The organism is Streptomyces sp. ME02-8801-2C, assembly GCF_033793965.1.
In the GTDB taxonomy this organism is placed as follows: domain Bacteria; phylum Actinomycetota; class Actinomycetes; order Streptomycetales; family Streptomycetaceae; genus Streptomyces.
Genome location: NZ_JARAXP010000004.1, coordinates 794,297 through 807,419 on the forward strand (window position 1 = coordinate 794,297; position 13,123 = coordinate 807,419).

Annotated in this window: 6 protein-coding genes; 2 read left to right on the forward strand and 4 right to left on the reverse strand. The window is 63.6% G+C overall.

Translation table 11 applies throughout. The features are described 5' to 3' along the window. Nucleotides 1-43: 43 nt before the first annotated feature. On the forward strand, nt 44-916 hold the full coding sequence (locus PV396_RS16775; RefSeq protein ID WP_319205326.1) for a helix-turn-helix transcriptional regulator: 873 nt from the start codon (nt 44-46) through the stop codon (nt 914-916). Beyond that, a complete protein-coding gene (locus tag PV396_RS16780) occupies nt 913-1,101 on the forward strand; it encodes a DUF397 domain-containing protein (protein ID WP_319205328.1) in 189 nt (62 codons plus the stop codon). The genes PV396_RS16775 and PV396_RS16780 overlap by 4 nt, the downstream gene beginning before the upstream one ends. 234 nt (nt 1,102-1,335) lie before the next feature. On the opposite strand, the gene brxL is transcribed toward PV396_RS16780, so the two are convergent. The 4 genes from brxL to brxC form a co-directional block, all read right to left on the reverse strand. Then, nucleotides 1,336-3,384 (reverse strand): BREX system Lon protease-like protein BrxL, encoded by a 2,049-nt coding sequence (gene brxL, locus PV396_RS16785; RefSeq protein WP_416071410.1) that lies wholly within the window; start codon nt 3,382-3,384, stop codon nt 1,336-1,338. A 120-nt stretch (nt 3,385-3,504) separates the two neighbouring features. Further along, on the reverse strand, nt 3,505-6,015 hold the full coding sequence (pglZ, locus tag PV396_RS16790) for a BREX-1 system phosphatase PglZ type A (RefSeq protein WP_319205332.1): 2,511 nt from the start codon (nt 6,013-6,015) through the stop codon (nt 3,505-3,507). A gap of 11 nt (nt 6,016-6,026) precedes the next feature. Beyond that, nucleotides 6,027-9,563, reverse strand: coding sequence for a BREX-1 system adenine-specific DNA-methyltransferase PglX (gene pglX, locus PV396_RS16795; RefSeq protein WP_319205334.1), 3,537 nt, complete (start codon nt 9,561-9,563; stop codon nt 6,027-6,029). Then, complete coding sequence (brxC, locus tag PV396_RS16800; protein WP_319205336.1) at nt 9,563-13,123, reverse strand: BREX system P-loop protein BrxC; 3,561 nt, start codon at nt 13,121-13,123, stop codon at nt 9,563-9,565. Before brxC ends, pglX begins: the two co-directional genes overlap by 1 nt.

The window sequence follows — 13,123 nt, forward strand, 5'->3', positions numbered from 1 at the left end:
GGGACGGCGAACAGCGCGGGTACGGAACCGGAGGTGGCCGCGGATGACCGACGGCTGTGTGGTGGACGACGAAGACGTGCCGGGCGGCGAGGCGGATCGGGAGCCCGATCCCTCGGACAGCCTGCGGACGTTCGGGGCGGTCATGCAGGCGCTGCGCGAGCACGCGGGGTACAGCAGAACCGAGTTCGCAGACCTCGTGCGCTTCTCCAAGCACACGGTGGAGTCAGTGGAGTTGGGGCGCCGGATGCCCGACGTGGCGTTGGTGGAGCGCTCCGAGGAGGCGACGGGCAACACGGGGGCGCTGCGGAAGGCGTCGAAGCACGTGACACGAGGGCGCGGGGATGTGGGGCTCGCGGCGTGGTTCCGGCAGTGGGCTCGGCTGGAGCGGGTGGCGGTGAACCTGTGTACGTACGAGTGCCGGTTGGTGCCGGGGTTGTTGCAGTCGGAGGGGTATGCGCGGGCGGTGTTCGAGGGGACCGTTCCGGTGGCTCCGGACAGCCTGCTGGAGGACTTCATGGCCCGGCGGATGGAGCGGCAGCGGATGCTGTTCGAGCGGCCGACGACACCGTTCAGCTTCATCGTCGAAGAGCACGTCTTCCGCCGCCGGTTCGGGGATCCGGACCAGATGCGGGAGATGTTCGACCACGTGCTGGAGCTGAGCGCACCGCGGAACGTGACGCTACAAGTCGTGCCGTTGGAGGCTGGGTTGCATGCCTGTCTGGATGGGCCAGTGCAGTTGTTGGAGACTCCGAAGGGACAACGGCTCGCGTACTCGGAGGGGCAGCAGAACGGCCGTCTGATCTCCGATGCGAAAGAGGTGAGCCTCCTCTGTCAGCGCTATGACACACTGCGCTCGCAGGCCCTGAACGTGAAGGACTCGCGGGGTCTGCTGGAGCGACTCCGAGGAGAGCTATGAGCACGAGGCCGGAACTGGCGTGGTTCAAGTCCAGCTACAGCGGCAGCCAGGGTGACAGCTGCGTGGAGGTCGCCGTCACTGAACAGGCCGTGTGCGTACGGGACTCCAAGGACGTGAGGCGCCCTCACTTCGCCGTCGGTCCTGAGGAGTGGTCGCGGTTCGTCGGGTTCGTGACAGAGGGCTGAGCGGTGTATGAGCCGCCGTAGCGGTACCGGAGTGGTGCTGCCTGAATCCGGACCACACCGTCGGCACGTCTGCGCCATGGCCTCATGGCTTTCACCGAAGGTTTCACAGGCCCCGGCTGCGGCTCGCATCAGTGACCACCGTAGGCTACGGCTGGCAGGGCCAGTCCCAGGCCGCGAATGAGTGGATGCACCAGCTCCAGTCCTACGGTTACGCCCCGACGGGACAGCCCTTAGTCAGTGGTCGATGTGCTTATTCTGCCGCAGGTAGGTTATGCCGAAGCCACGTACCTCGCGGTACTGCTGGTACTTGATCGACAGGTCGAACGCGTTGGACTCGGCAGGCCTCTGGAAGATATCCAGGCCGCGGCCCAGGAGGATCTTCCAACCTGTGTCGGTGGTGATAGACCGGTCGTGGATAGAGCCCTCGTCGACGAGCTCGACGTCCACGAGCACGCCGAGGATGGCCGCGTTCTTCTTGATCTGCAGCAGATACTTCAGCTGCCTCTGGGCACGTTCGGCATCGTCAGGGACCTCCACGGTGGCCAGCTTGAAGGTGACCTCGTCAGCGGACTCCTTGACGCGGGCGATGCCTTCGATGAGTTCCATCAGGTTGCGGGCCTGGTGGTAGGAGCGGATGTACGGGTCGATCAGCGTGATCTGGGAGGCGCCACGCAGGTACGGGACAATCTGCCGGGAGAAGGTGAACCCGCGCTGACCTTCCTCCCACTCCACCAGACCGGTCTTGAGGACCTCCTCGACGACTGACTTCTCCTGTGTCGCGGGGACGGCAGGTTGGTCTGACAGAGCAGGACCGGCCGCAGGTTCCTCGATCTGGTTCTGGCCGTCCGAGCTGCGGCGGCGGCGGCTGTTGTAGTACTCCGGGTAGTCCTTCTCCTCTCCAGTGGCCACCGAGTGCCAGGTGCCCTGGGCGTCTGTGTAGCCGAAGCGGACCTCGGCCATCGTGGTGTCGATGCGCAGGATCTGGTCCTTGACACGCTTGCGGCCTTCGATGGCGAACCGCAGGACCTCCTCGATCTCCTCGGGCTGGGCCTGCTCCTGGGGGTAGAGCAGCTTCATCAGGCCGGAGAAGGTCTTGTGGATGCCGTCGCGGTCACGGGTGGAGATGTCACTCGAGAGCGTGAAGTACTTCTGGTACCGATCGGACGCGTCCAGGGAGCGCATGGATTTGAGGACTTCGGCGATGTAGTCCACAACGAACCCGTACCCCTCGGAGAACATCTCCCCGCGGATGGTGTCGGCCTCCCACCCGGGAATGTAGTGGTGCAGGCGGTCGAGGTAGGCGGAGTCATGGTAGGCCTCAGGCAGCTCGTCGAAAAGGTCGGAGTGCTTGAGCATGAACGGCACGGTGTGGGAGGTGTTGCCGACAAAGACCATGGAGGCCTCCGCACCGAGGGTCTCGACACCACGGGAGAACGACCTGTTCGCCATGTAGTTCTTCATGATGTCGACCAGCGCCTTGTCGGTGCGCTTCTTACGGCCGGCGAACTCGTCAAATGCGACCACGTCCCAGTACCCGACCAGGCCAATGCGCCCGTTGGAGTTGTTCACGAAAAGCTTGGGCACGGTGACCTCGCCGCCGGAGATCAGCATGCCGTGCGGGGAGAACTCCGAGTAAATGTGGGACTTGCCCGTGCCCTTGGGGCCGAGCTCAACGAGGTTGTAGTTGCGTTCAACGAACGGCACCAACCGCACCAGCTGGATGAGTTTGGCCCTACGGGAGAACATCGCGGGGTTGAACCCGATGGACTGCACCAGCAGGTCCATCCACTCCTCGGTGGTGAACCCGCTGCGAGCCTGCACGTATCCGGCAAAGTCGAAGTGGGACAGCTGGATGGGCTTGATCGAGCCCAGAATCCACGGAACTACACGGGAGTCGTCGAAGTGGAAGTACTCGATGTCGCAGATGCACCACACACCCCCGACCAGGAGCTTGGGGTGCTTCTTGACGATATCGGGGCTGACGACGACGCCCTTGATGCCGAGGTTCGCGAACTCGGCCTGGTAGACGTCATCCTTCTCGTTGAGGGTGACGGTGACCCGGTCGATGACCTTGTGACGGCCGCGCTCACGGATGGTCGACTTGACCAGCTCGGCCTCGTTGCGGTGCACGTAGTGGTCCGCGAGAATCTTGCGAACAGCCTGGATGCCAGCCTGGATGGTGGCCTCGTCGTCGGAGGCCGCGTACTGGCCCAGCAGGTACTCCAGAACGTAGGAGGGCACGATCGCGTTGCCCTTGACGGCCTTGACCAAGTCCTTGCGCACGACCACGCCTGGGAAGCGACTGGTGATCTTCTCATCCAGAGGCGTCTTGACCGGCACCCCAAACCCGCCAGCAGATGTAGTGGGCGTAGGGGTGGTGTCGTCGTAGACCACTGGCTTCCCCTAGAAGTCGAAATCGGAGGTGAAGGAGCGCTTGAGGGTGTAGGTCGCCTTCTGCGGCATCGCCTTCCACCCGGTGGTGCCGGCTATGGGCTCTTCAAGACGCAACTCCACGGTGCGGCCGTTGAACTCGTCGGCCTCCCGCGACAGCAACAGGCGCACATCCTGGAAGCGGTCGCGCTTGTCCTCGCTTGTGCGATCGAAGTGCAGTTCAGGCTGGTTAGAGATCAACATGTCGTCGACGTACAGGCCAACCCGCACGGTGCGGGCCTGGACCTTCTCGGTGACAGCGTCTTCCTGGTAGAAGCGCACCACGACTTGCCCTGTGGTGATCTTGTCTCCTCCGGCCATGATGCGGACCCCGACCTGTGAGAGGTCGCTGGTGCGCTTCTTGGTCACCTTGACCACTGGCACCACGACCTCCTGCAGGGAGGCGCCGCCGTGCACAAACCGGGTGCCCGAGCCCGAGCGGCGCAGCCGCAGGTTGGCCCGGGGAACCTGCACCTGCATGCCCTCGCCTTCCAGGCCGATCTGTGCGGCGGTGAAGGTGTGCAGCGCGGGAGCGGCCTTGAGCCCCTTGCCCAAGACGTACCGGCGGGCCTGCTTGAAGATCTCGTCGCCCTGCGGCAGTTCCTCAGAGACGAAGTCGGGGTCGATGGGCTTGATCTCCTGGTACAGGAACCCGTGGTCGGCGGTGATTATCACGGTGCCGGCGTAGGCGTTCATCAGTAGCCGCACGAGCTTCTTGAGGTCCTCGAGGGTGGCGGCCACGGCCTCGGGGGTGTTGCGCTCGGTCTCCATCTTGTCGCCGACTGCATCTATGCGGTTGTGGTAGACGTACACGACTTTGTGCTCCTGCAGCAGCGCGCGCAGGCCATCACGCTTCATGCTCAGCACGTCATCGGCCTTGACCGCGCTCCCACCGACCTCCGCGAGGATCTTGGACCGGTTGGCCGCTCCCCCGGCCGACTGTCCGTCGACCTGGACCTGGTCGTCCTTGCCGGTGAGGCCGATCGTGATGTGCGGCAGCAGGGCCGCCATGCCCATCTGGGTGTAACTGGGCAGCACACCGAGCATCGTGCTCTCGGCATCCAGGACCGCGGAGTACTTGTCCAGGCCGTTGATCTCGCTCTTGAGGTCATCGGCAACCTCGTAGCGCAGGGCGTCGGAGATGATCACGACGACGCGGCGGTCCTTGCGATGCAACGGGACCACGTGGTCATGGAAGAACTTCGTCTGCGGGCGCAGCACGTCCGACTTCCAGGTCGCCAGGGAATGCAGCTGCTGCGACCAAGCCTCGCCCAGCGGCTGCAGGAAGCGGTTCAGGTACTGCCGGTTGATCTGTTCTCGCAGGTGCTCCAGGACGTCGGAGCGGTCGGCCAGAGTTCGGGCCTGGTGTAGGAACTGTCGGTAGCGCTGGTCGATGACGTACCAGCCAGTGCAGTACTTCGTCAGCCCATCATCGAAGGACGCGATGCTCAGGTCGATCGTCCACAACCGGGTGATCAGGTCCGCCGCGGTCTCCAGACCTTGGTAGGCGGCCTCGTACCGGTCGTACCAGAGGCTGTTGAGCTTGCGCTTGCGCACGATCTCGGCAACCTCGCCAGCCGGGATAGTGCGGTCGGCAACCTTTCCGGCTAGGGCTGAGATGATCTTCTGCTCGGTCTGGGGGAAGACGTCGTCCTCCAGCAGGTCGTGGAAGTCGCGGTTCTCGATCTGGTCGGCGTACGAGATGTCCTGGGCAACCTTCTCGGCGAGTTTCTGCATGGCCTCTTGGCTGCGCCGGTCGTTGCGCCAAGATTCGAAGTCCAGGCGGATATTCCTGGCCGCTGTGTCCTGCCCGGGAAAGCGCCGGGAGGCCTGGGTGAAGAGCCACAGCACGAAGTCGTCCATGCTCGGTTGCGCCGACTGGTACCCGTAGATGCTGGCGGCGCCCTGCCAGAAGTAGGCATCCAAGTCATGCTCGGCCAGGCGGTCGAAGAACGCGGTGTGCTTGCCCTTGCCCTTGCCCTTACCCGAAGCATGCTCGACCAGCAGCCTGCGGGTTATCTCCTGCAAGCTGTGGTCCTTCTCCTCCAGCAGGACCGCACTCATCTTGGCCCGCACCTGCAGGGGCCCGTCGCCCTTCGCCAGGCGCGGCTTGAGCGCGGCCACGAGGGTCTCATCGGCGAAGAAGGCCTCGTGTGCGGCCAGGGCCTCGTCGACGTCCTCGCCGTCAAGACCGAGGTCCTGGCGCAGGAGGGTTGCCTTGTCTGCGGAGAACACGCCCCAGGCCAGCTCCTGGTCCAGCAGCCAGTTCCCGGTCTTCTCGGGGATCTGACCAGACCTATAGACAAGAAACTTGGTCTCGGGCTCTTCCCTCAGGAAGCGGTGCTTGAGCGCAAACTCGTTGTTCTGCACTCGCACGACCTCGACGCCGGGTAGGTCCAGCGCCTCAAAGGAGGCGGTGTGTTCGCCGGCCGGGTCGTGCCAGAACACAACCCGCTGGGTCTCGAACAGGCGCCCCAGGCGCACAACGATCGAGGTCATTTGGCCTCCAGGCCATTGATCTTCTTCAGCGCACGGCCGAGCTTAGGGTAGTTGGCCTTGACCCCGTCGTTCAGGTCCAGCTCAATGCGCTGGGTGGCCAGGGGGTAGAGCACCTCGTGCTCGTAGGCCTCCAGCTCGACCAAGTCCTTGCGCAACTTCACGGCCTCTTTGCGCGCGGCAGCGGCCTCCCGCCCCGTAGCGCTCTGCGCAGTGCGCTCGGCGTTCTCTAGGGCAGAGGCCAGCTTGTTGCGGTACTCGCGCAGGTAGCCCAGCACCGTACTGGCCGTCGAGGGTGTGTAGCGGTGTAGGTAGACCAGTGCGTTGAAGGTTCCCTTCGGGCTGGAGAACATCCAGTAGATAGGGCGCTTCTTGTATCGCTGGACGTGGCCTTCATAGAACTTCTTGACGAAGTACTCCCGCATGTCCTTGACATCCAGCGCCTCGGTCACGAAGCGCAGGTTCTCCTCGAAGCGCTCCTCACCGAACGCTGCACGCAGGAACTTACGGAAACGCGCGACAACGTCGTCCTCGAACCGGTCGTCTCCCAGCACCGGGATGACGTTGTCCTCGTCTGTCAGGAACGACGGCTCGGGGATTTCAGCCTGATAGGCGGCCATGCTGCTTTCCTGATCGGCCAGAATTAGGCCAGGTGTGTCCAGGCTGTAGCGGCCGAAGATGCACCCCACTGCGTAGGACACCAGGTCCGTGGCCATCGAGGCGCGCATGGCAGCTTCGCGCTCGTCGGCGCTGTTCAGGTGAGAGAAGGTGAAGTCAGGGTTGGCGCATAGGGGCACGTCTTCAGCAGCCACGTCGACCTCGACATCACCGGAGATGCCGTAGTGGTCGGCGAAGTAGACGTTGTTCGTCGCCTCCAGGCCACGGACTTCGTGTACCTCGTCGCGCTGCTGCTGGCGGATCAGCTCGTACCGTTCGGCCAGCGCTTGCGTACTGGTGAACTGTTCCTGCAGGAACGGGGAACGCTGGAAGTCCCAGGAGTCCTCACGGGAGTCCCAGTCCTGCCGAGCGATCTCGATACACCGATCAACTCGCTCGATCACCTCAGACGAGACCTCGGGATCGAAGGGCAACCGGCTGACCGGCCCCTCAAGGAAGTCCAGCGTGGGAGAGGTCAGTCCCAGGAAGTAGTCAGCGCTGGAGCTATTGGCGTAGGCGATGACCGCCTTCAAGGTCGCCTCGTCATCGGTGAAGCAGATCGACCCCTTGTGCTCAGAAATAAATCCCTTGGGGCTGTAGCGCATGGCGAAAGAGTTGGCCGAGATGGTCGACCAGGTACCGCCCTCGCGGAAGTAGAACGGCATGTTCTTCACTGTGCGGGTCGGCGAGCCGTACAAGTCTGCGGCCAGCGCGAGCATCTCCTCGCCGTCGTTGTGCCAGTTGACCACCAACAAGTGATTTCCGTACCACTTACGGAAGGGCCCGCCCTTCTGGCAAGGGAACCAACGCCGCTTTGACTCCTGCGCAGCAGGACGGCCGGACATTCCGAAGCCAATCTGGCCGAAGGCCGGCTCCCACCACTGCTTTAGGAAGCGGTCGTTGTCAGAGGTGGCCAGGCCCTGGCGGGGCTTGGCGGCTTCACCAAGAGTCGGGAACTTAGCGATGGCATGCACGGCACCTTCGGTGACCCAGTACGTCAGTGGCTTGCCGGGAATCGTGCTCAGAGCGTCGGGGTCGACCTTGTAACGCTGCGGGTGATTCTCCTCCTTGGCAGCGGCACGCAGGGTGGCGCTCTTCTCGGCTTCATTGCGCCCGTCGGTCAGACGGATGTAGGTCCCTGCACTCCGCTTCGTAGGCGCTTCTTCGAGTACGAAGGCTGCGGTGGTGACCACCTCGCCGCCGATGCTGTCGAAGGCTCGGGGCCCCAGGTGAGCGAAGAGATGGACATTCGCCTTAGCCAGGACCGCCTCGCGCAGCTTGGTAAAGGAGGACAAGAATGCCCAACCCTGCATAGTGATCATCGCGGCCAAACCCTGCTGGATCAGCAGGCTCAGCGCCCGTTCGATGAACATCGAGAACAGGTCTGCCTTGGAGTTGGCGTACTCCTCCTTGGCGAAGTCCGCCAGGACGGTATCCATGCTGCGCCCGCCCATGTATGGGGGATTGGCGACAACCGTGGTGTAGCGGGCTTGCAGGTACTGGGCCTGCTGCAGCACACGCGCCGCCTTGGGAAAGAGGGCCCCAGAAAGGAGGTCGTCACTGACCTTGAGCGTGGTCTCGATGTGCTGGTGAAGCTGGTCAATGAGCGAGGCGTCAGGCTGGATCAGCGAGCCCAGGGTGCTGGCGTGCTGGAACTGGTTCCAGAACATCTCCTCCTGGTACCGGTCACCATCCTTGGTGACCAAGAGGCCCAGCTCGGTCGGGGTAAAGGCGATTGGGTTGAGCACACAAATGTTGGGCTCGGTCTGCTTGGCGAAGAAGCGGCGGTGGCGGGCGCGAGCCTTCATCGTCAGCGCGAAGGCTGCCAGGGCTGCGGCGCGAGGGTCGATCTCGGTGCCGTAGAGGTTATGAGTCAGGATCGCGGCCGGGATCTCGGAGGGTGCGTAGCCCTCTTCCTCGTAGATCGCGTACAGCAGGTCGAAAGCATAGGTCAGCATGTGCCCGGATCCGCAGGCCGGGTCGATGACCGTCAGCTCTTCGGGGGAGGTGATCTTCAGGAAGTCGGTCTGCTCGTCGGTCGGGGCGATGTAGTAGTCCATCTGGTCGACCAGGTACGAGCCGGGATGGTTAAGCATCCACAGGCGCCCCACAGAGTTCTCCACGAGGTACCGCACGATCCAGTGCGGGGTGAAGAGCTGGGTGGCCGCCGGGATCTCCTCGGCGCCGGCCTTCTTGTTCTTCTTGATGCCCGCGAAGACCTCGTCCTTGCGCTCCGCGATGTAGAACTGGTATAGCCACCCGATGACCTCGACGTCCTTGCACACCTCCGCGGTGAGGGCCGTGGCGGTACGGGAGACGATGGAGTCCTCAGCCAGCAGGGCGGCAGGCAACAGCAGCTCGGTGTAGTCCTGCAAGTCGTCGGACTCGAACATGAACGGCATCTTCTGGTGCCAGTGGTGGCAATACTCGGCCAGCAGGCACGTATAGGCCTCGCCCTGGGGATCGTTGCTAGTGCGCTGCTCGTCCAGCAGAGCATTGACCTCGTCGATCACGGTCTGACGGACGACGTCGGCGTCGAAGACGCCGTTCTTGGCGTCGACCAGGATCTCAGGCTGCCCACCCGGCTGACCTTCGGACGGGGAGACTACCCCGACACCGGTGTACCCGTTGGCATCCATGAAGCGCAGCGCAATGATGCGGTTGAACCAGGTGTAGGCGACCTTGTCGACCACGGCCTGACGGCCGGCCTGCCCGCCTCCGGCCGCCTGGATGTCAGCTTCCATGCGGCGGACGCGCCCGGGGTGCTCGACACGTTCGATCGACCCTGCGGCTAGGACGGCCGTCGTTCGGGCCTCGACCTCGCGCAGCAGGGTGGTGCGTGCCCAGGTCGCGAAGTTCTTCAGCGCGTTGGTGTCCATCACAAGGTCACTCGCTTCCCGGAGGCGATGGTGGTGATGAGAGCCTGGCGCAGGGCGTCGAGATAGGCGTCCACATCCTGGGGGTTTTCCAGCAGGGTGGGCCCACCGGTGACCTTGACGTACTTGATGGAGACGGTTGTGTGCTTGACCGGCACCTGCACGGGAGTGCTGGCCTGCCCGCCTGCGCCCTCAGCCTCAGAACCGCCGGGGACGCTGGACTGCTCGGATTCGGGCTGGGGGATGCTGCTGGTCAGGGAATCCAGAAGCGCGGGGTAGCCAGTGTCGGTGAAGGCGCTGGCGAGCATGTTGACCGTGGCGATCTGGTCAGCTGAGGCAATCCTGTCCAACAGGGCCTTGACGTTCTGGTCGGCCTGCTGACGGGCAGCGTCGGCGGCCTGCTGGTAGTCGCTGGTCTCCTGTAGCAACCGCACCCGGTCGGTGATGCTGGCCGTGACCTCTTGGCGAGCCTGCTCGACGCGGGCAGCGACGTGGGCCTGCAGGTTCTCCACGGCCTGCTTGAGCTTGGTGATCTTGCCGCCGCGCAGCAGGTCCTCATCGTCCAGCAAGGCCTGGACCTGTCCGGTAGCGTCTGCCTCGAGGTAGCCGAGATTGGTGCTGTTGATCTGCAGGAAGTCGCGGGCGGAGTCGTAGATGCCCCTCTGGGCGCCCTTGAAGAAGCTCACGGCCGGGGTGATCTGGTCGTCCTTAGCATCCAGCAGGTCTTCGGCCATGGGGAACTCGGTCAGATACCACTCCTCACCCTTGCCCACGGCCTGCTGCAGCAGCGCGATCGGACCGTCCAACCCGGCCAGGAACGGGTAGCGGTCTTGCTGCTCCCGGTAGCCGGCCAGCTCGGCGCGCTTCTTCTCCAGATTGTCGGCCGCGTATCGGCCCAGTTCCAACGGGTCGCCGGGCACGCTCGGTTCGTCGAAGAAGTCCTTGGCGAAGTGCTGCAGATCCTTGATTGTGCGGGCGTCAAAGGTCTTCTGCTGGGAGACCAGGATGTGGGAGTGCTTCTGGGTGTTGCTTAGCGCCCGCGGGACCTCGGTGCGCTTGAGGATGGCACCGTCCATGCTCAGGGTGAGCCTGCCGGTTCCCACCAGACGGGCGATCACGACCTCGATGGAGGGCAGGTCCCACCCGAACGGCTTGGTGCTGTACCGGTCGACCAGCGCCTTGACGGTGACCTGCTCACCCTTGTTACCCCGCCGAGTCACGTGTGAGAGCACCTCGCCTGCAGGCACTTCCAACTTGGACAGGCCCTCGGCATCGAAGAGGACCTGCTCCTCGGGGTTGGCTGCCGCCTGGATCTGGTTGTCCTGATAGCGCACCCCGCCCAGCATCTGCAGGCTGGTGTAGATACGTGTGATGAGCTCCTGCATGCCCTCACGCACGCGAGACTCGGCGTCAGCAGAGGTCATAGGCACCTCGGCCGTGTTGATCACCAGGCGAGCCTTGCCCACCATGGTGCGCAGTCGCTCGATCACGTCCTTGGTGCGCTCAATGTTCTGCGCGGCCTTGGCCTGCAGGACCTGCTGCTGGGAAGCCGACAGTGAGGTCGTCTGACGGCGCTTGATGTACTTCTCGGTGCGGATGACCTGCTGCAGGTCAGCCATGGCCTGGGCGTCGTCGCCCAGGACCACGCGCAGCTCGTCCCGGCCCGCGCTGTGAGCCTTGACGACATCGAAGTTGTACTCGTAGTCCGGGCTGATGTAGTGCAGCGTCAGGTCAGCCTGCTGGTTGCGGCTGTAGGGCTGGTCGTCGAGCTTGTAGGAGAAGGCAAAATCCTGGTTGTTCTTGGCGTAGCGCACCTTGTTCAGGCGCACCACGTCCTCCGACAGGATCTTGAACAGTCGACCCTTGACCTCGCCGGGCTCGATGTCGACGTTCTTGATCTCCGCCTCCATCTCCTGCTCGTCATTGGTGAGGAAGGCATACACGGTCCCGGTGCGCTGGATGTAGTTCTCGGTCTCCAGCAGGTCCAGGGACGCCTTGACCTGACGGGTCAGCTCGGCGATGTCCCGATCAAACCGATCGGTAACCAGCACCGTCAGATTGTGCGGGTTGGCGACGAACCCATCGACGTGCTTGACGAGGAACAGGGCTTTGAGTAGGCGCACGGCCAGCTGGTTCTCGGGCAGGTTCTGCTCGGCGCGGGCGATGACCCGCTGCGCGGCAGACTGCAGTGCCGCACGGATGCCGGAGTACATCTGGTCAAAGGTCGCCAGCGATCCAACTGGAAGCTCTCCGAGCTCCTTGGCAACCTCCTGCACGACCCCGAGCATGGAACGCTCGCCAACCGAGCTGCTACGGCCCTCGAAGTAGTTGTGGTCGGAGATGCCCTGGATCGCGGACTGGAACAGCGGGAACTGGTAGGTCACGAACGGGTAGGTGCCCACGAAGGAGGCTTCGTCGGGGTAGTTGCGGTATGTCGTGCCCTCGACAAAGTCGAACAGGGTGCGGAAGTTGGGGTGCTGCTCGGCGTGCACGCCCTCCAGTGCGGCAGCTCCCTGCTCGTTCTTGCGCAGCAGACGCTTGCGGATGACCTCTTCGACATCAGCGCTGGTCAGCTTCAGGCGGGTCTTGAAGCGGGCCTGAATCTTGGAGAAGTCGTGGCTCTGGGAGCGGGTGCGGTCCCCTATGACCTTCTCCATGTCCTCCTGGGAAGTCACGAACACCCAGGCGCGCCCGTTGCACTTGGAGTTGAGGGCTTCGGCGATGGTCTGCAGGTTCAGCATCAGTCGGCTATTGGTGCCGATGAACTGTCCGACCTCGTCAACGAAGAAGTTCAGGCGCGTCTGCGGATCCTCCTGGGCGTCCAGCCAGTCTTTGACCTCCTCGGCGAAGTCCTCGATGGAGACCGAGTACTCCTGCCGGTACTTGGTCAGGATCATCGTGGGACGGCCGTCGGTCTGCCTAGAAACCTCGGCGTAGGCCTGGGAGATATTGAACTCCTGCAGCACGCTTTCCTCACGCCCCTTGTTCCAGGGCTTGTTCGCGATGCGCTGGTAGGCGGCCTGGAAGTCCTCGAACTGGCCGTTACGGTCCAGGTCGCGCTCGAAGCGGGCGACGTGCCCCTGCTTGCCGTAGTAGCCGCGGTGCTCGTTGAAGACCTTGACGAAGACCTGCAGCAGGGCGTCTTCCTGGTCCTTGCTGATAACGTCGGCCTTCTGGTCGATGTTGAACAGCAGGCTGTGCGCGCCGATACGGTCAGCCTTGTCCAGCAGCGCTGCAAGGAACGCATTGTCCGCCGAAGCCTTACTCCGGAAGGCCTCGGAGACCTGGGCGCGGGAGAAGTCCTGCCCATCGACGTTGCCCAGCAGGTGAGCAAGCATTTTGAGCAGGTGGGACTTACCCGAGCCGAAGAAGCCCGAGATCCACACTCCGTTGGCGTGCTGGTAGTTGGTGTACTCCTCTAGCAAGATCTCCAGGCCCTTGGCGGCCTCGTTGGTCAGGACGTACTCCTCGACCTCGGTAGCGAGGTGCGAGGTGTCATCGGCTTTGATGACGCCCTCGATGGGGCGCTGCACGTCCTTGGCGAAGATGGTGCCCAGAAGCAT

Coding starts and splice junctions, on each gene's coding strand:
- PV396_RS16775 (WP_319205326.1), top strand. CDS start 44: ATGACCGACGGCTGTGTGGTGGACGACGAAGACGTGCCGGGCGGCGAG.
- PV396_RS16780 (WP_319205328.1), top strand. CDS start 913: ATGAGCACGAGGCCGGAACTGGCGTGGTTCAAGTCCAGCTACAGCGGC.
- pglX (WP_319205334.1), bottom strand. CDS start 9,563: ATGGACACCAACGCGCTGAAGAACTTCGCGACCTGGGCACGCACCACC.
- brxC (WP_319205336.1), bottom strand. CDS start 13,123: ATGCTTCTGGGCACCATCTTCGCCAAGGACGTGCAGCGCCCCATCGAG.